Annotated in this window: 18 protein-coding genes; 3 read left to right on the forward strand and 15 right to left on the reverse strand. The window is 60.7% G+C overall.

Annotation, left to right across the window (positions count from 1 at the left end):
* The first annotated feature begins 196 nt into the window (after positions 1–196).
* Entirely contained in the window at positions 197–2,764 is a 2,568-nt protein-coding gene (gene mutS / locus CFII68_RS20000) for a DNA mismatch repair protein MutS (RefSeq protein WP_177325035.1), read from the forward strand.
* Between the two features lie 142 nt (positions 2,765–2,906).
* The gene (gene fdxA / locus CFII68_RS19995; RefSeq protein ID WP_018603631.1) at positions 2,907–3,230 is read left to right on the forward strand and encodes a ferredoxin FdxA; all 324 of its coding nucleotides are present in this window, start codon (positions 2,907–2,909) and stop codon (positions 3,228–3,230) included.
* A 1,389-nt stretch (positions 3,231–4,619) separates the two neighbouring features.
* On the opposite strand, the gene rpoS is transcribed toward fdxA, so the two are convergent.
* The 8 genes from rpoS to CFII68_RS19960 form a co-directional block, all read right to left on the reverse strand.
* Positions 4,620–5,627 carry an RNA polymerase sigma factor RpoS gene (gene rpoS / locus CFII68_RS19990; RefSeq protein ID WP_003198289.1) on the reverse strand — a complete coding sequence of 336 codons (1,008 nt, stop codon included), beginning with the start codon at positions 5,625–5,627 and terminating at the stop codon, positions 4,620–4,622.
* Between the two features lie 106 nt (positions 5,628–5,733).
* Positions 5,734–6,582 carry a peptidoglycan DD-metalloendopeptidase family protein gene (locus CFII68_RS0125845; protein ID WP_033062503.1) on the reverse strand — a complete coding sequence of 283 codons (849 nt, stop codon included), beginning with the start codon at positions 6,580–6,582 and terminating at the stop codon, positions 5,734–5,736.
* 211 nt (positions 6,583–6,793) lie between these two features.
* Positions 6,794–7,429, reverse strand: a complete 636-nt coding sequence (locus CFII68_RS19985) for a protein-L-isoaspartate(D-aspartate) O-methyltransferase (protein WP_177325036.1) — start codon at positions 7,427–7,429, stop codon at positions 6,794–6,796.
* Between the two features lie 41 nt (positions 7,430–7,470).
* Positions 7,471–8,220 carry a 5'/3'-nucleotidase SurE gene (gene surE / locus CFII68_RS19980; RefSeq protein ID WP_018603677.1) on the reverse strand — a complete coding sequence of 250 codons (750 nt, stop codon included), beginning with the start codon at positions 8,218–8,220 and terminating at the stop codon, positions 7,471–7,473.
* On the reverse strand, positions 8,208–9,266 hold the full coding sequence (gene truD / locus CFII68_RS19975; protein WP_018603679.1) for a tRNA pseudouridine(13) synthase TruD: 1,059 nt from the start codon (positions 9,264–9,266) through the stop codon (positions 8,208–8,210). The genes surE and truD overlap by 13 nt, the downstream gene beginning before the upstream one ends.
* Positions 9,263–9,736 (reverse strand): 2-C-methyl-D-erythritol 2,4-cyclodiphosphate synthase, encoded by a 474-nt coding sequence (gene ispF, locus CFII68_RS19970; protein ID WP_003184863.1) that lies wholly within the window; start codon positions 9,734–9,736, stop codon positions 9,263–9,265. The genes truD and ispF overlap by 4 nt, the downstream gene beginning before the upstream one ends.
* A 43-nt stretch (positions 9,737–9,779) precedes the next feature.
* The gene (gene fghA, locus CFII68_RS19965; RefSeq protein WP_018603685.1) at positions 9,780–10,625 is read right to left on the reverse strand and encodes an S-formylglutathione hydrolase; all 846 of its coding nucleotides are present in this window, start codon (positions 10,623–10,625) and stop codon (positions 9,780–9,782) included.
* Positions 10,626–10,633: 8 nt separating this feature from the next.
* Positions 10,634–11,746 (reverse strand): S-(hydroxymethyl)glutathione dehydrogenase/class III alcohol dehydrogenase, encoded by a 1,113-nt coding sequence (locus CFII68_RS19960; RefSeq protein ID WP_018603686.1) that lies wholly within the window; start codon positions 11,744–11,746, stop codon positions 10,634–10,636.
* A 107-nt stretch (positions 11,747–11,853) separates the two neighbouring features.
* On the opposite strand from CFII68_RS19960, the gene CFII68_RS19955 reads away from it, so the two are divergent.
* A complete protein-coding gene (locus tag CFII68_RS19955) occupies positions 11,854–12,750 on the forward strand; it encodes a LysR substrate-binding domain-containing protein (RefSeq protein ID WP_018603688.1) in 897 nt (298 codons plus the stop codon).
* A 172-nt stretch (positions 12,751–12,922) separates the two neighbouring features.
* On the opposite strand, the gene ispD is transcribed toward CFII68_RS19955, so the two are convergent.
* The 7 genes from ispD to CFII68_RS19920 form a co-directional block, all read right to left on the reverse strand.
* Positions 12,923–13,630: a 2-C-methyl-D-erythritol 4-phosphate cytidylyltransferase gene (gene ispD, locus CFII68_RS19950; RefSeq protein WP_018603690.1), complete on the reverse strand. Its 708-nt coding sequence runs from the start codon at positions 13,628–13,630 to the stop codon at positions 12,923–12,925.
* Positions 13,627–13,905, reverse strand: a complete 279-nt coding sequence (ftsB, locus tag CFII68_RS19945; RefSeq protein ID WP_018603692.1) for a cell division protein FtsB — start codon at positions 13,903–13,905, stop codon at positions 13,627–13,629. The genes ispD and ftsB overlap by 4 nt, the downstream gene beginning before the upstream one ends.
* 171 nt (positions 13,906–14,076) lie before the next feature.
* A complete protein-coding gene (gene eno / locus CFII68_RS19940) occupies positions 14,077–15,366 on the reverse strand; it encodes a phosphopyruvate hydratase (RefSeq protein ID WP_018603694.1) in 1,290 nt (429 codons plus the stop codon).
* Positions 15,367–15,618: 252 nt separating this feature from the next.
* Positions 15,619–16,464 carry a 3-deoxy-8-phosphooctulonate synthase gene (gene kdsA, locus CFII68_RS19935; RefSeq protein ID WP_003198268.1) on the reverse strand — a complete coding sequence of 282 codons (846 nt, stop codon included), beginning with the start codon at positions 16,462–16,464 and terminating at the stop codon, positions 15,619–15,621.
* A gap of 4 nt (positions 16,465–16,468) precedes the next feature.
* On the reverse strand, positions 16,469–18,100 hold the full coding sequence (locus CFII68_RS19930; RefSeq protein ID WP_018603697.1) for a CTP synthase: 1,632 nt from the start codon (positions 18,098–18,100) through the stop codon (positions 16,469–16,471).
* A gap of 274 nt (positions 18,101–18,374) precedes the next feature.
* A complete protein-coding gene (gene tilS, locus CFII68_RS19925) occupies positions 18,375–19,700 on the reverse strand; it encodes a tRNA lysidine(34) synthetase TilS (protein WP_018603700.1) in 1,326 nt (441 codons plus the stop codon).
* Positions 19,701–19,851: 151 nt separating this feature from the next.
* Positions 19,852–20,799 carry an acetyl-CoA carboxylase carboxyltransferase subunit alpha gene (locus CFII68_RS19920; protein WP_003198261.1) on the reverse strand — a complete coding sequence of 316 codons (948 nt, stop codon included), beginning with the start codon at positions 20,797–20,799 and terminating at the stop codon, positions 19,852–19,854.
* Between the last annotated feature and the right edge of the window lie 37 nt (positions 20,800–20,836).

Raw genomic sequence — 20,836 nt, forward strand, 5'->3', positions numbered from 1 at the left:
AGCCGCTGTAAGAGCGGAACCGTCAGCAGCCATTACCTAAATAACGGATATACACCCCACCCCAAAAACCACTCACGCCTGGGTCCCCCCCGACCACCCATGTTAACCTTGCGCCCATCGCGGAAAAGCCGGGCCAATGCCCCTCCTTTTGCCCCACACCTTTCAACGAGCTTGCCTGACACCCATGAATACAGCCGTGAACGACCTCTCCAGCCACACGCCAATGATGCAGCAATACTGGCGCCTGAAGAACCAACACCCCGATCAGCTGATGTTCTACCGCATGGGCGACTTCTACGAGATCTTCTACGAGGACGCGAAGAAAGCCGCCAAGCTGTTGGACATCACCCTGACGGCACGTGGGCAATCGGCAGGCATGGCCATTCCGATGTGTGGGATTCCTTACCACGCGGCAGAAGGTTACCTGGCGAAGCTGGTCAAGCTCGGCGAATCCGTGGTGATCTGCGAACAAGTCGGCGACCCGGCCACCAGCAAAGGCCCGGTGGAACGCCAAGTCGTGCGGATCATCACCCCGGGCACGATCAGTGACGAAGCCTTGCTGGATGAACGCCGGGACAACCTGATCGCCGCCGTGCTGGGCGATGAACGCCTGTTCGGCCTGGCGGTGCTGGACATCACCAGCGGCAACTTCTCGGTGCTGGAAATCAAGGGCTGGGAAAACCTGCTGGCGGAGCTGGAGCGGGTCAACCCGGTGGAACTGTTGATCCCAGATGACTGGCCCAAAGACCTGCCGGCAGAAAAACGCCGTGGCGTGCGGCGTCGGGCGCCGTGGGATTTTGAGCGTGACTCGGCGCTGAAAAGTCTCTGCCAGCAGTTTTCCACCCAGGACCTCAAGGGCTTCGGTTGCGAGAACCTGACCCTGGCCATCGGCGCGGCCGGTTGCCTGCTGGCCTACGCCAAGGAAACCCAGCGTACCGCCCTGCCCCACTTGCGCAGCCTGCGTCACGAACGCCTGGATGACACGGTGGTGCTGGACGGCGCGAGCCGACGCAACCTGGAACTGGACACCAACCTGGCCGGCGGGCGCGACAACACCTTGCAATCGGTGGTCGATCGCTGCCAGACCGCCATGGGCAGCCGATTGCTGACCCGCTGGTTGAATCGTCCGCTGCGGGACCTGACCGTGCTGCTGGCGCGTCAATCCTCCATTACCTGCCTGCTGGATCGTTATCGCTTCGAGCAGTTGCAACCGCAACTCAAGGAAATCGGTGACATCGAGCGGATCCTCGCCCGTATCGGCCTGCGCAATGCCCGTCCCCGCGACTTGGCGCGTCTGCGCGATGCCCTTGGCGCGTTGCCCGAGCTGCAAGTGGCGATGACCGACCTCGAAGCGCCGCACCTGCAGCAACTGGCGCGCACCACCAGCACCTACCCGGAGCTGGCCGCGTTGCTGGAAAAAGCCATTATCGATAACCCACCGGCGGTGATCCGTGACGGTGGCGTGCTGAAAACCGGCTACGACGCCGAACTCGACGAGCTGCAATCGCTGAGCGAGAACGCCGGCCAGTTCCTGATCGACCTCGAAGCCCGGGAAAAAGCCCGTACGGGCCTGGCCAACCTCAAGGTCGGCTACAACCGCATCCACGGCTACTTCATTGAGCTGCCGAGCAAGCAGGCCGAGCAAGCCCCGGCCGACTACATTCGCCGCCAGACCCTCAAGGGCGCCGAGCGGTTCATCACCCCGGAACTCAAGGCGTTCGAAGACAAGGCGCTGTCGGCCAAGAGCCGCGCCCTGGCCCGGGAAAAGATGCTCTATGAAGCGTTGCTCGAGGACCTGATCAGCCAATTGCCACCGTTACAGGACACTGCCGGTGCCCTGGCGGAACTGGACGTGCTGAGCAACCTGGCCGAACGCGCGCTGAACCTGGACCTCAACTGCCCGCGCTTCGTCAGTGAGCCGTGCATGCGCATCAGCCAGGGTCGTCACCCGGTGGTCGAGCAAGTACTGACCACTCCGTTCGTGGCCAACGACCTGAGCCTGGACGACAACACCCGCATGCTGGTGATCACCGGCCCGAACATGGGCGGTAAATCCACCTACATGCGCCAGACCGCGTTGATCGTGCTGCTGGCCCACATCGGCAGCTTCGTCCCGGCGGCCAGTTGCGAATTGTCCCTGGTAGACCGCATTTTCACGCGGATCGGCTCCAGCGATGACCTGGCCGGTGGGCGTTCGACCTTCATGGTGGAAATGAGCGAAACCGCGAACATCCTGCACAACGCCACCGAACGCAGCCTGGTGCTGATGGACGAGGTCGGTCGCGGCACCAGCACCTTCGACGGCCTGTCCCTGGCCTGGGCAGCGGCCGAGCGCCTCGCGCACCTGCGGGCCTACACGCTGTTTGCCACCCATTATTTCGAACTCACCGTGTTGCCGGAAAACCAGCCGTTGGTGGCCAACGTTCACCTCAACGCCACCGAGCACAATGAGCGCATCGTTTTCCTGCACCACGTGCTGCCCGGCCCGGCCAGCCAGAGCTACGGCCTGGCGGTGGCGCAACTGGCAGGTGTGCCAAGTGAAGTCATTACCCGTGCCCGCGAGCACCTGAGCCGCCTGGAAACCACCAGCCTGCCTCACGAAGCACCGCGCCCGACCAAAGGCAAACCGGCCGCGCCGCAGCAAAGCGACCTGTTCGCCAGCTTGCCCCACCCGGTGCTTGATGAACTGGCCAAGCTCGATCTGGACGACCTGACGCCACGTCGGGCGCTGGATTTACTCTATACATTGAAGACACGGATCTAACGCACAGGCTTTCAAGCTGTTAGAATCTCGCGCGGTTTGGGATGCTGCGGGCCATTAGCCTAGCCTGCAGACTATCGCTCCCGAACCTGGCGAGCCCACCGTGAAGGGGTTCCGCTGCCGCCGCCTGAGGAGAGAATTAGAAATGACCTTCGTCGTCACCGACAACTGCATCAAGTGCAAGTACACCGATTGCGTAGAAGTCTGTCCGGTGGACTGCTTCTACGAAGGCCCGAACTTCCTGGTCATTCACCCGGATGAGTGCATCGACTGCGCCCTGTGTGAGCCGGAATGCCCGGCGACTGCCATTTTCTCGGAAGACGAAGTGCCGGCTGGCATGGAGAACTTCATCGTGCTGAACGCTGAACTGGCGGACATCTGGCCGAACATTACCGAGAAGAAAGATGCGCTGCCGGACGCTGAAGAGTGGGATGGCAAGGAAGGCAAGATCGTAGACCTCGAACGCTGATCACCCCTGCGTTCGTCGAAAAGGCCCCTTGCGGGCCTTTTTGCTTTTTCGGATCAAGAAATCGCGGGCAAAAAAAGGGGCGGTTTGACCCGCCCACATTTTTTCCCTAATCCCTTTAATCCTTTTCATCATCCTGATGAATCGCGTCCTGCGATGTCCTTCCTTCCCATCATCCTTGACGGGTGTGTCTATCCGTCGACACAGGACTGATATTAGTATTTTCCCAGGCGAGTGCAACGCAGCTGATACAGGCGGCTTGCTCTGTAACGCTACGTTCATCAACAAATTTTCGTTATAAATCAGATGAATACAAAAAGATCACGGTGTTTATAGCAGTCTGTCCCGACGATGAGGAACTGATCGCTTACGTAACACTAGGCAAAGGCTTACACGCTGAACCTACAAATGGAGCAGGTCTGGGCAAACGCCTCTTCTCAAACGCAAAAGCTCCGAATTAGTCGTAATGATGTTGATCTATAGTTTTACGAGCGGGGTTTCAGAGGTGGTGTGTATATCCGTTGCTGCGGTTACGGCCACTTAGGGTTCCGCCCTTACGGCGGGTCACTTTCGAAAAGCCCGGAAGCCGGCCCAGTCGAAAGTAACCAAAGCGCTTCTGCCCCACCACTTGGCACCTCGCCTAGGCTCGGTGTGCCCTCACTCCGGCATTGCTCCGTGGGCCCGCCGCGAAGGGCCATCCATGGCCCAGCGCGGCTATCCCGGCATCCATGCCGGGATGCCCACTCCACAATGCCTGCGTTCGGCCAGCGTGGTTAACGGGGCGCCGAGATCAACGTCATCCCCGAGGCGGCCTGATAGCCGACCTGGCTCTCCCGGTCGTACACCCATCAGATCTGTGGGAGCAAAGCTTGCTCGCGATGAAGCCAGCAAACCCAACATCCATGTGACTGAACCACCGTCATCGCGAGCAAGCTCGCTCCCACAGGGGGAACGCGGTCCCACTAGGAACCAGGTCGGCTATAAGGCCGCCTCGCCCCGGCTTTTGATCTGGGCGCCCCGTTAAACCACGATGGCCGAACGCAGGCATTGCGCAGTGGGCACCTCGGCATGGATGCCGAGGTAGCCGCGCTGGGCCATGGATGGCCCTTCGCGGCGGCCCACGGAGCAATGCCGGAGTGAGGGCACACCGAGCCTAGGCGAGGTGCCGAGTGGTGGGGCAGAGCGTTTTTGGTTACTTTTGGCGCTCTTCCAAAAGTGACCCGCTGTAAGAGCGGAACCATTAGTGGCCGTAACCGCAGCAACGGATATACACCCAAACCCAAACCCAAACCAAAAAAAAACGGCACTTCCCATTTCTGAAAGAAGCACCGTTTTTTCCAAGTAAACAGCATCACAACCAGTCAGGGCGTTTCTGCTGCACTTGCCTTGGTATTATTGAAACAACGACTCGCTCGACAAGCCGTTCTTCTCCAGGATCTCTCGCAGGCGCTTGAGACCTTCAACCTGGATCTGCCTCACCCGCTCACGGGTCAAACCAATCTCCAGGCCTACATCTTCAAGCGTGCTGCTTTCATGACCGCGCAAGCCGAAGCGGCGAATCACCACTTCTCGTTGCTTGTCCGTAAGTTCCGAAAGCCACTGGTCAATGCTCTGGGACAAGTCATCGTCCTGGAGCAACTCGCACGGATCGGTCGGACGATCGTCGGTCAGGGTATCCAGCAGGGTCTTATCCGAGTCCGGCCCCAGCGAGACGTCTACCGAAGAGACACGCTCGTTGAGTCCAAGCATGCGCTTGACCTCTCCTACCGGTTTTTCCAGCAGGTTGGCGATTTCTTCGGGTGAAGGTTCATGGTCGAGTTTCTGGGTCAACTCACGGGCGGCCCGCAGGTAGACGTTCAGCTCCTTGACCACATGAATCGGTAACCGGATGGTCCGGGTCTGGTTCATGATCGCCCGTTCGATGGTCTGGCGGATCCACCAGGTGGCGTAGGTCGAGAAACGGAAGCCGCGCTCGGGGTCGAATTTCTCGACGGCGCGAATCAGGCCCAGGTTGCCCTCTTCAATCAGGTCCAGCAGCGAAAGCCCGCGATTGACGTAGCGTCGGGCGATTTTCACCACCAGGCGCAGGTTGCTTTCAATCATGCGTTTTCGGCCGGCCGGGTCGCCACTTTGCGACAGCCGCGCAAAATGAACTTCTTCCTCGGGGGAGAGCAGTGGCGAGAAACCGATTTCGTTGAGGTACAGCTGAGTGGCGTCCAGCGCCCGGGTGTAGTCGATGTACTTATGTTGTTTAAGTGAAGCGGAGTGTTTGGATTTGGCACGAACGGAAGGTGGAGTCGCCCCTTCATCATTCGACATCGAATCCATAGCGATGCCGGTCTCCATAAGGAGAACCTCATCGTCGATGTCAAACTCCGGCACTTCTTTACTGAGAGCCATTGTTATAGTCCTTTGGTGAGTTCGACCTCAAGCTCAAGCGACGCCTTTATCCTTGGCAACGCTGGAGCCTGTTCCCTCTACGTGACGGAACAGGCTGACAATCAAATCAACGCCGAGGCAGGAATTGCAGCGGATCGACTGGTTTACCTTGCCGGCGAATCTCAAAATGCAGTTTCACCCGGTCTGTTCCCGTTGATCCCATTTCGGCAATTGTCTGTCCGACTTTGACCTGCTGCCCCTCCCGAACCAACAGCCTGCGGTTGTGACCGTAGGCACTGACGTAGGTATCGCTGTGTTTGATGATCACGAGTTCGCCGTAGCCCCTTAAACCACTCCCGGCGTACACAACCGTGCCATCAGACGCGGCTAAAACAGGCTGTCCCAAATCCCCGGCGATATCAATTCCTTTATTCAAACTACCGTTTGAAGAGAATTTTCCAATGAGAACGCCATTAGAAGGCCATCCCCAGCCTGTCGGGGCGGGGCCTGCCGGAGGCATCGGAGCAGGGGGCGATTTGCTCGCGACGGACGGTACTGTCGCCGTGCCAGCCCCCGCCGGCCGGCGAATGACCGTGGTTTTACTCGACGACGAAGCCGTCGAACCCGACTGCGTCACCACTGCGGTAGGCGTTGAACCGCTACGGCCATCGAAGCGAATCGTCTGACCGGGGTGAATCGTATAAGGCGCAGGAATGTTGTTGCGCGCTGCGAGGGCTTTGTAGTCCCAGCCGTAGCGAAAAGCGATGGAAAACAGGGTATCGCCGCGACGGACTGCATATTGACCCGTCGTTACTGTAGGACGTTGAGGTGTTGCGCTGTTGTTGCGATCGACAACCCGAACATTACCCGACGGCGTACTGGAACACCCGACCAGCAAAGTACTCAAGACAAGGCCAGTCACCAGGCGCTGAAAGCTCGTGATACCCATACGCTGCGCAATGACTGTGAGACTCACCCGCCGCTCCCTTTGTGGTGGCTGAAAAATTGGAAACTGCCTGTCCAGGCAGACCTCATACAAATATAGCTGGCAACGACTGCGCCTCTATTAATGAAGCGCAATGTGTCGTCGCACACGTTTGCTCGACGCCGTTGGACTCTGTTCAGCAAATCGGTGCCGCTGTAAGACACAGGCCGGGCCACGGAATTCAGCGTCTGTATATAAATGCTCAGGCCAACGGCCCATTGAGTAATGGCACGAACCGCACCGCCCCCAGGACATGTCGCGAAAAACCGTGTTCTTCGCGCACGATCAGCATCAGTTGCTGGACGTCGCCGGCGCCCACCGGAATGACCAGTCGTCCACCGGGGGCAAGCTGATCCAGCAAGGCCTGGGGCACATCGGTGGCCACTGCGGTCACAATGATGCCGTTGTACGGCGCCAGGGCTGGCCAACCTTCCCAACCATCGCCCCAGCGAAACACCACGTTGCGCAGGTTCAGCTCAACCAGGCGTTCCTTGGCACGATCCTGCAGCACCTTGATCCGCTCCACGGAAAACACCCGCTCGACCAGCTGCGACAACACCGCCGTCTGGTAACCCGAACCGGTACCGATCTCCATCACCTTGTCCAGCGGCCCCGCCTCCAGCAGCAGCTCGCTCATGCGGGCCACCATGTACGGCTGGGAAATGGTCTGGTTGTGGCCGATCGGCAACGCCGTGTCTTCATAGGCGCGATGGGCCAGGGCTTCATCGACGAACAGATGGCGCGGCGTGCGGCGAATCACCTCCAACACCTGGGCGTTGGACAGGCCTTCTTCGTAGAGCCTTTGGATCAGTCGTTCACGGGTGCGCTGGGAGGTCATGCCGATTCCGCGGCGCAGCATATCGTCTTGCTCACGAGCCATCAGCGCAGCCCCTCCAGCCAGCCATCGAGATTTCGAAAGGCGTCGTTGAAGGTACGGTCCAACTGCAACGGCGTGATCGAGACATAACCTTGCATCACCGCATGGAAATCAGTGCCCGGCCCACCGTCCTCGGCATCACCGGCGGCCGCGATCCAGTAACCGGCCTTGCCGCGCGGGTCGACGACGTGCATCGGCTTGGCGGCGCGGGCACGATGGCCCAGGCGAGTGAGCTGGATGCCACGGATGTGATCGAGCGGCAAGTTGGGGATATTCACGTTCAGTACCGTGCGTGGCGGCAAGTTCAGCTCGCCATGGGCTTCGACCAGTTTTCGGGCGAAGTAGGCGGCGGTCGGCAAGTTGTCGACCTGCCGTGAAACGAACGAAAAGGCAAACGATGGCTTGTCCAGGAAGCGACCTTCCAGGGCAGCGGCAACCGTACCGGAATAAAGCACGTCGTCCCCCAGGTTGGCGCCCAGGTTGATACCCGACACCACCATGTCCGGCTCTCGCTCCAGCAAGCCGTTGAGGCCCAGGTGCACGCAATCGGTCGGAGTGCCGTTGAGGCTGATGAAACCGTTATCCAGATAGCAGGGGTGCAACGGACGGTCGAGCGTCAGCGAGCTGCTGGCGCCGCTTTTGTCCTGGTCCGGGGCGATGACCACGCACTCGGCAAAATCCGCCAGCGCAGCATAAAGCGCGGCAAGACCGGGTGCAGTCACCCCGTCGTCGTTAGAAATCAGAATACGCATGGGCTGTCCGTCTGCCCCACCGGCACCAGATCGACGAGTTCGCGCACCAAGACAGTGGCGAAACATCCGGCCGGCAGGACGAATTCCAGTTGCAGAATGTCAGACTCGGGATAATGCCACGACAGCCCGCCAATGGGCAGTCGCAGGATGCGACGTTCGTGACTCATTCCCGCGTTTATCAACCAGTCCCGCAAATCGGCCTCGCCCGCGGCGATAGCTTGTTCCAGCTCGAACGTCGCGCCGGTGGCAGGCGAAGGTCCCTCGCCCCACTGCGGCCCGGTCGGGTGCAAGTCAAGAATGGCCAGGCGCGGGTCGCTGCACTCAGCCTCGCCGGCCGGGAAAAAACTGCGGCTGTCGGTGAAGGCAAGCAAATCGCCCACCTGGGCTTGCTGCCAGGTACCGTCGGCGACCCGCGCCGCCAGCACCCGGTTGAACAGAAAGCTGCGGGCGGTGGACAACAACCGCGAGCGCACATTGCGCTGTTCCGGCAACGCCTTGCGCGCCGCCCAGCCCCGGGCATCGACAACATTGCCGCCGTCATGGCCGAAGCGCTGGGCGCCAAAATAGTTGGGGATGCCTTGGCGGACAATCTGTTGCAGACGCGCATCGATCGCTGCCGTGTCGCCCTTGAACTGGGTCAGGCGCAGGGTGAAGCCATTGGCCGAATGCGCGCCGCGCTGCAGCTTGCGCCGATGGCGCGCAGTCTTGAGGATCTTCAGCGTGTCGTTCTCTGCCGCCGACAGGTCCGGATCGGCCTTGCCCGGCAATTGGACGCTGAACCACTGGCGGGTCAGGGCCTGACGGTCCTTGAGCCCGGCGTAGCTGACGGTGCGCAACGGCACGCCAGCCGCCTTGGCGATTCGCCGGGCGGCCTCTTCGGTGTTCAAGCCACGTTTTTCAACCCAGATCCACAGGTGCTCGCCATCGCCGGTCAACGGGATATCGAGTACTTCATCGACCTGGAAATCTTCAGCGGTGGCCTTGAGTACCGCACTGCCCAGCGGCTCACCGTAGGCACGTGGCCCTAACAGTTCCAGTTCCGTCATGGGCGCAGCAACAAGGCGACGGAGTGGACGGCAATGCCTTCTTCGCGACCGACGAAGCCCAGCTTCTCGGTGGTGGTGGCTTTTACGTTCACTTGGTCCAACTCAACTTGAAGATCCTCGGCAATCAATTGGCGCATCGCTTCGATGTGCGGCGCCATCTTGGGGGCTTGGGCAACGATGGTGTTATCGACGTTGCCGACCTTCCAGCCTTTGGCATGGATCAGCGAGACAACATGACGCAGCAGCACACGGCTGTCGGCGCCCTTGAATTGCGGGTCGGTGTCGGGAAAGTGCTTGCCGATGTCACCCAGGGCAGCCGCGCCGAGCAATGCATCGCTCAAGGCGTGCAGCAGGACATCACCGTCAGAATGCGCGAGCAGCCCGAAGCCATGTGCGATTCGCACGCCGCCCAGAGTAATGAAGTCGCCTTCAGCGAAACGGTGAACATCGTAGCCGTGGCCAATACGCATAAAAAAACGCCCCGATTTTTGTCAGGGCGTGATTCTACCTGCATTAGGCGTTTAGAGCGCGCGCATGATGCTGCAAGTGGTCGTCAATGAAGCTGGCGATGAAGAAGTAGCTGTGGTCGTAGCCCGGTTGCAGGCGTAGCTCCAGCGGATGGTCGGCAGCCTTGGCCGCCTGTTGCAAGGCTTCGGGCTTGAGCTGGTTGGCCAGGAAATCATCGCGATCGCCCTGGTCCACCAGCAGTGGCAGCTTCTCCTGTGCCTCGGCAATCAATGCACAGGCATCCCATTCCCGCCATTTCGAGCGGTCTTCCCCCAGGTAACGGGAGAAAGCCTTCTGGCCCCATGGGCAATCCATCGGATTGTTGATCGGCGAAAAAGCCGACACCGAACGGTAACGCCCCGGGTTGCGCAAGGCGCAGACCAGCGCACCGTGGCCGCCCATGGAGTGACCACTGATGCCGCGTTTGTCCGAGGCTGGGAAATGCGCTTCGACGAGTGCCGGCAATTCCTGCACCACGTAGTCATGCATCCGATAGTGCCGCGCCCATGGATCCTGCGTGGCGTTCAGATAAAACCCTGCACCCAGGCCGAAGTCCCAGGCATTGTCCGGATCGCCCGGCACGTCGGCGCCACGAGGGCTGGTGTCCGGCGCGACGATGATCAGGCCCAGCTCGGCGGCCATGCGCTGGGCACCGGCCTTTTGCATGAAGTTCTCGTCGGTGCAGGTCAGCCCGGACAACCAATACAGCACGGGCAACTTGCCGCCCTGCTCGGCCTGCGGCGGCAGGTACACGGCAAACACCATGTCACAACCGAGCACGTCGGAACGGTGCCGGTAACGTTTGTGCCAGCCGCCGAAGCTTTTCTGGCAGGAGATGTTTTCCAGACTCATGACCGACCTCAGAAATGGATAACGGTGCGGATGCTCTTGCCTTCATGCATCAGGTCGAACGCCTTGTTGATATCTTCCAGGCCCATGGTGTGGGTGATGAAAGTATCCAGCGGGATCTCGCCCGTCTCGGCCATTGCCACATAGCTTGGCAACTCGCTGCGACCGCGCACGCCACCAAAGGCCGAACCACGCCAGACGCGCCCGGTCACCAACTGGAAGGGACGGGTGGCGATTTCCTGGCCGGCGCCGGCCACGCCGATGATCACCGACTCGCCCCAGCCTTTGTGGCAGCACTCCAGCGCGGCACGCATCAACTGGACATTGCCGATGCACTCGAAGGAAAAGTCCACGCCGCCATCAGTCATATCTACGATGACTTCCTGGATCGGACGGTCGAAGTCTTTCGGGTTGACGCAATCGGTGGCACCCAGTTGCTTGGCGATTTCGAACTTGGCCGGGTTGATGTCGATGGCAATGATGCGCGCGGCCTTGGCCTTCACGGCACCAATCACCGCCGACAGGCCGATGCCGCCCAGGCCGAAGATCGCCACGGTGTCACCCGGCTTGACCTTGGCGGTGTTGAGTACCGCGCCGATGCCGGTGGTGACGCCACAACCCAGCAGGCAGACTTTTTCCAGCGGCGCTTCTTTTGGAATCTTCGCGACGGAGATTTCCGGCAGCACGGTGTACTCGGAGAACGTCGAGGTGCCCATGTAGTGGAAAATCGTCTCGCCCTTGTAGGAAAAGCGCGAAGTGCCGTCCGGCATCAGGCCTTTGCCCTGGGTGGCGCGAATCGCCTGGCAGAGGTTGGTCTTGCCCGACTTACAGAATTTGCACTGGCCGCACTCTGGTGTGTACAGCGGGATCACATGGTCACCCACCGCCACCGAGGTCACGCCTTCGCCGATGGCTTCGACAATAGCGCCGCCTTCGTGACCGAGGATCGACGGGAAGATCCCTTCCGGGTCGGCGCCCGACAAGGTGTAGGCGTCGGTGTGGCAGACACCGGAAGCCACCACGCGCAACAGCACTTCGCCCGCCTTGGGCATGGCGACGTCGACTTCAACGATTTCCAGGGGTTTCTTGGCCTCGAAGGCAACGGCAGCGCGCGACTTGATCATCCGGACTCTCCAGCAAATAAAAACAAGACCGGGAGTGTAATCCTCCGCCGGACGATGAATAATCCAATCAAAAGCAAAACATTATTGCTGTATAGGGATAATCCTTCATGTCCGATAACCGCTGGGAAGGGATCGACGAGTTCGTCGCCGTGGCCGAATGCAGTCAATTCACCGCCGCCGCCGAACGTCTCGGGGTCTCTTCCTCCCACATCAGCCGACAAATCGTACGGCTTGAAGAGCGCTTGCAGACACGATTGCTCTACCGCAGCACCCGGCGGGTCACCCTGACCGAGGCCGGCCAGACGTTTTTGCAGCATTGCCAACGCCTGCAGGACGGGCGCGAGGAAGCACTGCGGGCGGTGGGCGATCTCACCAGCGAACCCAAGGGCATGCTGCGCATGACCTGTGCCGTGGCCTATGGCGAACGGTTTATCGTGCCCCTGGTAACGCGGTTCATGGGGCTGTACCCGCAGTTGCGGGTAGACATCGAACTGAGCAACCGCCCTCTGGACCTGGTGCACGAAGGCCTGGACCTGGCGATTCGCCTGGGTCGCTTGCAGGACTCCCGCCTGGTCGCCACGCGCCTGGCACCGCGGCGCATGTACCTGTGCGCTTCACCCTCGTACCTGGAACGCTACGGGCGGCCCCACAGTTTGTCGGAACTGAGCCGCCACAACTGCCTGATCGGCAGCTCCGACGTCTGGCAACTGGAGCAGAACGGGCGGGAATTTTCCCAGCGAGTGCAGGGAAACTGGCGCTGCAACAGCGGGCAAGCGGTGCTCGATGCGGCGCTGCAAGGGGTGGGGTTATGCCAACTGCCGGATTATTACGTGCTGGAGCATTTGCACAGTGGTGCATTGATCTCGCTGCTGGAGGCTCATCAGCCGCCGAATACGGCAGTGTGGGCGTTGTACCCGCAGCAGCGGCATCTGTCGCCGAAGGTGCGCAAGTTGGTGGATTATTTGAAGGAAGGCTTGGCTGAGCGGCCGGAGTATCGGGGTTAGGCCAGTTTCTGTCCGGAGTTTATCCGGTGCCTGCATGATCGCCTTCGCGAGCAAGCCCGCTCCCACACGGGCCCTGTGTCTGGCCACACTTTTATGATCAACATAGACCTTTTGTGGGAGCGGGCTTGCTCGCGAAGGGCGCGACGCGGTCTTGGAACAGATACGGAGTTGATTAGCGACGATTCGCCCAGCGCTGGCGCAACCACTCCAGATCTTCCGGCCGGGTGACCTTGAGGTTATCGGCTCGCCCTTCGATCAGCCGCGGCGCCTGGCCCGCCCATTCCATGGCAGACGCTTCGTCGGTGATCACCGCGTCTGCAACCAGGCTGTCGGCCAAGGCCCGATGCAAGGCGCCGAGGCGGAACATCTGTGGCGTGTAGGCTTGCCAGATCACGCTGCGATCAACGGTTTCCAGCACACGGCCATGTTTGTCGACGCGCTTGAGGGTGTCGCGCGCCGGGACGGCCAGCAGACCGCCAACCGGGTCGTTCGCCAACTCGCTGAGCAGTGTGTCCAGGTCGGCTCGGGCCAGGTTGGGTCGGGCGGCGTCGTGCACCAGCACCCAGTCGTGATCGTCGGCGCCCTGCTCGTGCAGGTGCAGCAAGGCATTGAGCACTGAATCGGAACGTTGTTCGCCACCGTCGACGCGCTGGATGCGTGTGTCGCCGGCGCAGGCCAGGGTCGGCCAGTAGGGATCATCGTGTGCAAGGCTGACCACCACGCCCTTGACGGTGGGGTGATCGAGGAAACAGCCGAGGCTGTGTTCAAGAATTGTGCGTCCGCCCAACTGCAGATATTGCTTGGGACGGTCCGCGGCCATACGAGCGCCAACGCCCGCGGCAGGAATCACGGCCCAGAAGGCCGGCAAACGAATACTCATTGGGCCAACTGGTAGAGGGTTTCGCCCTCCTTGACCATGCCCAGTTCATGTCGAGCCCGCTCTTCAACGGTCTCCATGCCTTTTTTCAGCTCTGTCACTTCGGCGTCCATCACCCGATTACGCTCCAGCAGCGCCTCGTTTTCGGCGTGTTGGTCGGCAATTTGCTGAGTCAGGTCGGCCACTTGCGCAAAGCTGCCATTGCCCACCCACAGGCGGTACTGCAGGCCGGCCAGCAACAGGAGCAAGACAAGAAACAACCAATTGGGACTGCGCATCGAATATCAGGTATCCAGTGAAAAAAGACCGCCATGCCAAACTTTGAAGCGTCTGATAGCACGAAGCCTGGAGAACCCAGGCTTGTGCTTGATAAGGCATCAGATTAGAGGCAAAACCGCCGCCATGGCGACTTTTGCGACCTAACCCGCTGTCTTTTTATCATTTACCGCTTAACCGCGAAACTCGGCGCGACCGTTGTACTTGGCCTTGCCATTCAATTGCTCTTCGATACGCAGCAGTTGGTTGTACTTGGAAACGCGGTCGGAACGGCACAGCGAACCGGTCTTGATCTGGCCTGCTGCAGTGCCCACGGCCAGGTCGGCAATGGTCGAGTCTTCGGTTTCACCGGAGCGGTGGGAGATCACGGCGGTGTAGCCGGCAGCCTTGGCCATCTGGATGGCTTCCAGGGTTTCGGTCAGGGTGCCGATCTGGTTGAACTTGATCAGGATCGAGTTGGCAATCTTCTTGTCGATGCCTTCTTTCAGGATCTTGGTGTTGGTCACGAACAGGTCGTCACCCACCAGCTGGGTTTTCTCGCCGATCTTGTCGGTGAGGATTTTCCAGCCAGCCCAGTCGGACTCGTCCAGGCCGTCTTCGATGGAGATGATCGGATAACGTTCGGTCAGGCCCTTGAGGTAGTCGGCGAAACCTTCGGCGGTGAACACCTGCCCTTCGCCAGACAGGTTGTACTTGCCGTCTTCGTAGAATTCACTGGCGGCGCAGTCCAAGGCCAGGGTCACGTCGGTGCCCAGCTTGTAGCCAGCGTTGGCCACGGCTTCGGAGATCACTTTCAGCGCGTCTTCGTTGGACGCCAGGTTCGGTGCGAAACCGCCTTCGTCGCCAACAGCAGTGCTCAGGCCACGGGCTTTGAGCACAGCCTTGAGGTGATGGAAAATCTCGGTGCCCATGCGCAGGCCTTCGGAGAAGGTCTTGGCGCCGACCGGCTGCACCATGAATTCCTGGATGTCGACGTTGTTATCGGCATGCTCGCCACCGTTGATGATGTTCATCATCGGCACCGGCATCGAGTAGACACCCGGGGTACCGTTGAGGTTGGCGATGTGAGCGTACAGCGGCAGGTCCTGATCCTGGGCAGCGGCCTTGGCAGCGGCCAGGGACACGGCGAGGATCGCGTTGGCGCCCAGGGTGCCTTTGTTTTCGGTACCGTCGAGCTTGATCATCGCGTGATCGAGGGCTTTCTGGTCGGCAGGATCCTTGCCCAGCAACAGCTCGCGGATCGGACCGTTGATGTTGGCGACGGCTTTGAGCACGCCTTTGCCCAGGTAACGGCTCTTGTCGCCATCACGCAGCTCCAGCGCTTCGCGCGAGCCAGTGGAAGCACCGGACGGCGCGCAGGCGCTGCCGATGATGCCGTTGTCGAGAAGCACGTCCGCTTCAACAGTGGGGTTGCCACGGGAGTCGAGAACTTCACGACCTTTGATGTCGACGATTTTTGCCATTGTTGTAAACACTCCAAAGTTGACTAGAACGTTGCAGAAAACTTGCTCACCCTCAGCGGCGATTCAGCCAAAACAGACCGAATGGGAGCGCTTCGCACTCCAGCGGGAGCAAGCTCCCTCGCCACAAGAGCACGAACTACCGGCGATGGGGACCTCAAGGACGCCATCGCTGGCAAGCCATGCTCCCACAAGAGCAGTGCGGCCAGCGGGCCAGAGCGATAATCGAGCGGTACTTTACCGGAGAAAACCGCGTTACGCGGTTTCTATCGTCGGAAAACTCTTGACCAGCTCGTCCAACGCCTTGAGCTGAGACAGGAAAGGTTCCAGCTTGTTCAAGCGCAAGGCACAAGGGCCGTCGCACTTGGCATTGTCCGGATCCGGGTGGGCTTCAAGGAACAGGCCAGCCAGGGATTGGCTGATGCCAGCCTTAGCCAGGTCGGTCACCTGGGCGCGACGACCGCCAGCGGAGTCGGAACGACCGCCCGGCATCTGCAAGGCGTGCGTCACGTCGAAGAACACCGGGTATTCGAACTGCTTCATGATGCCGAAGCCGAGCATGTCCACTACCAGGTTGTTGTAGCCGAAGCTCGAACCGCGCTCGCAGAGGATCAACTGGTCATTACCGGCTTCTTCGCACTTGCTCAGGATGTGTTTCATCTCCTGGGGTGCGAGGAACTGGGCTTTCTTGATGTTGATCACCGCACCGGTCTTGGCCATCGCCACCACCAGGTCGGTCTGGCGCGACAGGAAGGCCGGCAGCTGGATGATGTCGCAGACCTCGGCGACGACCGCGGCCTGGGCCGGCTCGTGGACGTCGGTGATGATCGGCACGCCAAAGGCTTGCTTGATGTCCTGGAAGATCCGCATGCCTTCTTCCAGGCCCGGGCCACGGTAGGACGTCACGGACGAACGGTTGGCCTTGTCGAAGCTGGCCTTGAACACGTAAGGGATACCCAGTTTCTGGGTGACCTTCACGTACTCCTCGCAGACCTGCATCGCCATGTCGCGGCTTTCCAGCACGTTCATGCCGCCAAACAGCACCATGGGCTTGTCGTTGGCAATCTCGATGTCGCCGACACGAATGATCTTCTGGGCCATCGTCTTATGCCTTTTTCTGGTGTTGAGCCAAAGCGGCCTTCACGAAACCACTGAACAATGGATGACCGTCCCGTGGCGTCGAGGTGAACTCGGGGTGGAACTGGCAGGCGACGAACCATGGGTGATCCGGAGCCTCGACCACTTCGACCAGCGCGCCGTCACCGGAACGACCGGAGATTTTCAGGCCGGCTTCGATCAACTGCGGCAGCAGGTTGTTGTTCACTTCGTAGCGATGACGGTGACGCTCGACGATCACATCCTTGGCGTAGCAATCGTGCACCTTGGAGCCAGCTTCCAGCAGGCAATCCTGGGCGCCGAGACGCATGGTGCCGCCCAGGTCCGAGCTTTCGGTACGCACTTCCACGGCACCGGTGGCATCTTCCCACTCGGTGATCAGGCCCACGACCGGATGGCCGCTGGCACGATCGAATTCGGTGGAGTTGGCGTCTTTCCAGCCCAGCACGTTACGGGCGAACTCGATGACCGCCACTTGCATGCCCAGGCAGATACCCAGGTAAGGCACCTTGTTTTCGCGAGCGTATTGCACGGCAGTGATCTTGCCTTCCACGCCCCGCAGGCCGAAACCGCCCGGCACGAGGATCGCATCGGCGCCTTCGAGCAGGCCGGTGCCCTGGTTCTCGATGTCTTCGGAATCGATGTAGCGCAGGTTGACCTTGGTGCGGTTGCTGATACCGGCGTGGCTCATCGCCTCGATCAACGACTTGTAGGCGTCCAGCAGCTCCATGTACTTGCCGACCATGGCGATGGTGACTTCGTGTTCCGGGTTGAGCTTGGCATCGACCACGGCTTCCCATTCCGAGAGGTCGGCGCTGGCGCATTGCAGGCCGAAGCGCTCGACGACGAAGTCGTCCAGGCCCTGGGAGTGCAGGATGCCCGGGATCTTGTAGATGGTGTCGGCGTCTTCCAGGCCGATGACCGCGCGCTCTTCAACGTTGGTGAACTGGGCGATCTTGCGACGCGACGAGATGTCGATCGGGTGATCGGAGCGGCAGATCAGCACGTCCGGCTGCAGGCCGATGGAACGCAGTTCCTTGACCGAGTGCTGGGTGGGCTTGGTCTTGGTTTCGCCGGCCGTGGCGATGTACGGCACCAGTGTCAGGTGCATCAGCATCGCGCGCTTGGCGCCGATTTCGAAACGCAACTGGCGGATGGCTTCGAGGAACGGCTGGGACTCGATGTCGCCCACGGTGCCGCCGATTTCGACCATCGCCACGTCGGCATCGCCAGCACCCTTGATGATGCGGCGCTTGATTTCGTCGGTGATGTGCGGGATGACCTGGATGGTCGCGCCCAGGTAGTCACCACGACGCTCCTTGCGCAGCACGTGTTCGTAGACACGGCCGGTGGTGAAGTTGTTGTTCTGGGTCATGGTCGTGCGGATGAACCGCTCGTAGTGGCCCAGGTCCAGGTCGGTCTCGGCGCCGTCGTGGGTGACGAACACTTCACCGTGCTGGAACGGGCTCATGGTGCCCGGGTCAACGTTGATGTACGGGTCCAGCTTGAGCATGGTGACCTTAAGTCCCCGCGCCTCCAGGATGGCCGCCAATGAAGCCGAGGCAATGCCTTTCCCCAATGAAGAAACAACACCGCCCGTGACGAATATGTAGCGCGTCATGAAAAACCCTAGAAGTCTGCGTTAAAGCGGTCCGAGCCGCCGGGGAAAGCGAAGGAAGGCCGAAGCCCCCGATCACCTGCATTAATCACAGTGCACCTTTCAAAAAAACCGCCGCGTTGGGACAGACCGGAAGTGAAATCACCGGTACGTTGCTCGCTACACATTTTTTGGAATCGCCCAGCAAAGACTGCTTGGTAATCGGCAACTCCTGCAATTCAGGCGAATCCACAGAAGTTGTATCAAGAAGGGAGCGTAGTCTACCGGAAAGCCCCATTCAGCTCAAACCCAGATCTTGGCTTCCTGGCGTCCAGATCAATTGCCAACTGCCATCAGCCTGTGCATCGAGCCCGGCCAGGTTGGCCACCGCCAGCAATTGCTGGCCCTGATAGAGCAGCGGCAATCGGCCGCGAACGAACGCCGGCACGGCCTTTTCATTGAGCAAACGCTTGAGGTCGCGATGACCACGACCCGCTAACGCCATCACCTCGCCGCCTTGACGATAGCGTACGCAAAGCGGTCCCGCAGGCGGCGTGCCGTCGAGCACCACCCGACCGTTGTCCGGCAAGCTCAGCCCAACCGTCGGATCAGCCCAGTCGACGGTGCCTGGCAGCGAACATAGCCAGTGGTCGGATAACCACCAGACCCGCCCGGCGGCGCGGTGCAGCTCGCCGCCGGCCAGTCGCCAGATCGGTCGTGCATCATCGGCGGCATCGCGCAGCGAGTCCCAGCCCGACCAGTGATCGCTGTCGGGCAGCAGGGTCATCGGTGCCAGCCAGTGACTCAAGGCGTTGCGCTGACGGGCCGGCGACAACGCCCGCAAAGGCGCCAGCGCCAGGGATTGCAGCCCGAGCCAGTCGAACGCGCCCGCGGTCGCGGCCTGGGTCAGGTCGATCCGCGCCAAATCGTCCAGCAAGCCTTGGGCTTCCCCCATGTGCGCAGCGCTGCGCGCCAGGGTCGCCGAGGCTTGCGGCCATTGCTCGGCCAACACTGGAAAAACTCGCTGGCGCAGGTAATTGCGCGCGTACCGATGGTCGTCGTTGGACGGGTCTTCGATCCAGCTCAAGCCCTGTTGTGTCGCATAGGCTTCCAGCTCTGCGCGGGACACATCAAGCAACGGTCGCAGCAAATGCCCCTGGCCCAAAGGACGCTGCCGTGGCATCGCCGCCAAGCCCTTCACCCCCGCGCCCCTTAGCAGGCGAAACAGCAGGGTTTCGGCCTGGTCATCGCGATGCTGGGCGGTGAGCAGTACTTCATTGCTGTGCGTTGCCGCCACAAAGGCTTCATAGCGCGCCTCCCGGGCGGCGCGCTCGACGCTGGCACCGGGCCGGACTTGCACATTAATCACTTGCAACGACACCCCAAGACCCTCGCAGACGGTGCGGCAATGGTCCGGCCACGCCTCGGCCACCGCCTGGAGGCCGTGATGCACATGGATAGCACTCAATGCGGGCAAGGGTTCGCGTTGCGAAAGGGTTACGAGCAGGTGCAGCAGGACGGTGGAGTCGAGGCCGCCGGAGAAGGCTATGCGCCAGGTGGCGGCGTTGCGCCAGGGAATGAGCTGGGTAAGCAGGCGGCTTGGCAGATCGTTGCTTGCGTTCATGGGTTTCAGCCTTGGCACAAATCAAATGTGGGAGCGGGCTTGCTCGCGAAGGCGGTGAATCAGTCAACACATAGGTTGAATGTTAAACCGCTTTCGCGAGCAAGCCCGCTCCCACATTGGCTCCCCCACAGCTGCTGGAAGCTTGGTCAGATCAGAGGCCGTAGCTCATCAACCGCTCGTAGCGACGAGCCAGCAGCGCTTCGTTGTCGAACTTCTTGAGCATCGACAGTTGCGAGCTCAGCTCGGCGCGGATCAGTGCCGCCGCTGCAGCCGGGTCGCGGTGAGCGCCGCCGACTGGCTCGTTGATCACTTTGTCGACGATGCCCAGGCCTTTGAGACGCTCGGCGGTAATGCCCATGGCCTCAGCAGCATCCGGCGCCTTCTCGGCGGTTTTCCACAGGATCGAGGCGCAGCCTTCCGGCGAGATCACCGCATAGGTGGAATATTGCAGCATGTTCAACTGGTCGCAGACGCCGATAGCCAGTGCACCGCCGGAACCACCCTCGCCAATTACAGTGGCGATGATCGGGGTTTTCAGACGCGCCATGACGCGCAGGTTCCAGGCAATCGCTTCGCTCTGGTTGCGCTCTTCGGCGTCGATGCCCGGGTAGGCGCCCGGCGTGTCGATGAAGGTCAGGATCGGCATCTTGAAGCGCTCGGCCATTTCCATCAGGCGGCAGGCCTTGCGGTAGCCTTCCGGACGCGGCATGCCGAAGTTGCGGCGCACTTTCTCGCGCACTTCGCGGCCTTTCTGATGGCCGATAACCATCACCGGCTGGTCGTCCAGACGGGCGACACCGCCGACGATCGCGGCGTCGTCGGAGAAGTGACGGTCGCCATGCAGCTCATCGAACTCGGTGAAGATGTGGTCGATGTAGTCCAGGGTGTAGGGACGACGTGGATGACGCGCCAGGCGGGCGATCTGCCAGCTGGTCAGCTTGCCGAAGATGTCTTCGGTCAGCGTGCGGCTTTTGTCTTGCAGACGAGAGATTTCATCGCCGATATTCAGCGAATTGTCATTACCGACCAAGCGCAACTCTTCGATCTTGGCTTGCAGGTCGGCGATCGGCTGTTCGAAATCTAGAAAATTCGGGTTCATAGGCGTCCGTCTTGGGTCGACGTCCAAGAGAGCTTGG

The organism is Pseudomonas sp. CFII68 (genome assembly GCF_000416195.1).
In the GTDB taxonomy this organism is placed as follows: Bacteria; Pseudomonadota; Gammaproteobacteria; order Pseudomonadales; family Pseudomonadaceae; genus Aquipseudomonas; species Aquipseudomonas kilonensis.

Coding starts and splice junctions, on each gene's coding strand:
- fdxA (WP_018603631.1), top strand. CDS start 2,907: ATGACCTTCGTCGTCACCGACAACTGCATCAAGTGCAAGTACACCGAT.
- rpoS (WP_003198289.1), bottom strand. CDS start 5,627: ATGGCTCTCAGTAAAGAAGTGCCGGAGTTTGACATCGACGATGAGGTT.
- CFII68_RS19985 (WP_177325036.1), bottom strand. CDS start 7,429: ATGACCTCCCAGCGCACCCGTGAACGACTGATCCAAAGGCTCTACGAA.
- surE (WP_018603677.1), bottom strand. CDS start 8,220: ATGCGTATTCTGATTTCTAACGACGACGGGGTGACTGCACCCGGTCTT.
- truD (WP_018603679.1), bottom strand. CDS start 9,266: ATGACGGAACTGGAACTGTTAGGGCCACGTGCCTACGGTGAGCCGCTG.
- ispF (WP_003184863.1), bottom strand. CDS start 9,736: ATGCGTATTGGCCACGGCTACGATGTTCACCGTTTCGCTGAAGGCGAC.
- fghA (WP_018603685.1), bottom strand. CDS start 10,625: ATGAGTCTGGAAAACATCTCCTGCCAGAAAAGCTTCGGCGGCTGGCAC.
- CFII68_RS19960 (WP_018603686.1), bottom strand. CDS start 11,746: ATGATCAAGTCGCGCGCTGCCGTTGCCTTCGAGGCCAAGAAACCCCTG.
- CFII68_RS19955 (WP_018603688.1), top strand. CDS start 11,854: ATGTCCGATAACCGCTGGGAAGGGATCGACGAGTTCGTCGCCGTGGCC.
- ispD (WP_018603690.1), bottom strand. CDS start 13,630: ATGAGTATTCGTTTGCCGGCCTTCTGGGCCGTGATTCCTGCCGCGGGC.
- ftsB (WP_018603692.1), bottom strand. CDS start 13,905: ATGCGCAGTCCCAATTGGTTGTTTCTTGTCTTGCTCCTGTTGCTGGCC.
- eno (WP_018603694.1), bottom strand. CDS start 15,366: ATGGCAAAAATCGTCGACATCAAAGGTCGTGAAGTTCTCGACTCCCGT.
- kdsA (WP_003198268.1), bottom strand. CDS start 16,464: ATGGCCCAGAAGATCATTCGTGTCGGCGACATCGAGATTGCCAACGAC.
- CFII68_RS19930 (WP_018603697.1), bottom strand. CDS start 18,100: ATGACGCGCTACATATTCGTCACGGGCGGTGTTGTTTCTTCATTGGGG.
- tilS (WP_018603700.1), bottom strand. CDS start 19,700: ATGAACGCAAGCAACGATCTGCCAAGCCGCCTGCTTACCCAGCTCATT.
- CFII68_RS19920 (WP_003198261.1), bottom strand. CDS start 20,799: ATGAACCCGAATTTTCTAGATTTCGAACAGCCGATCGCCGACCTGCAA.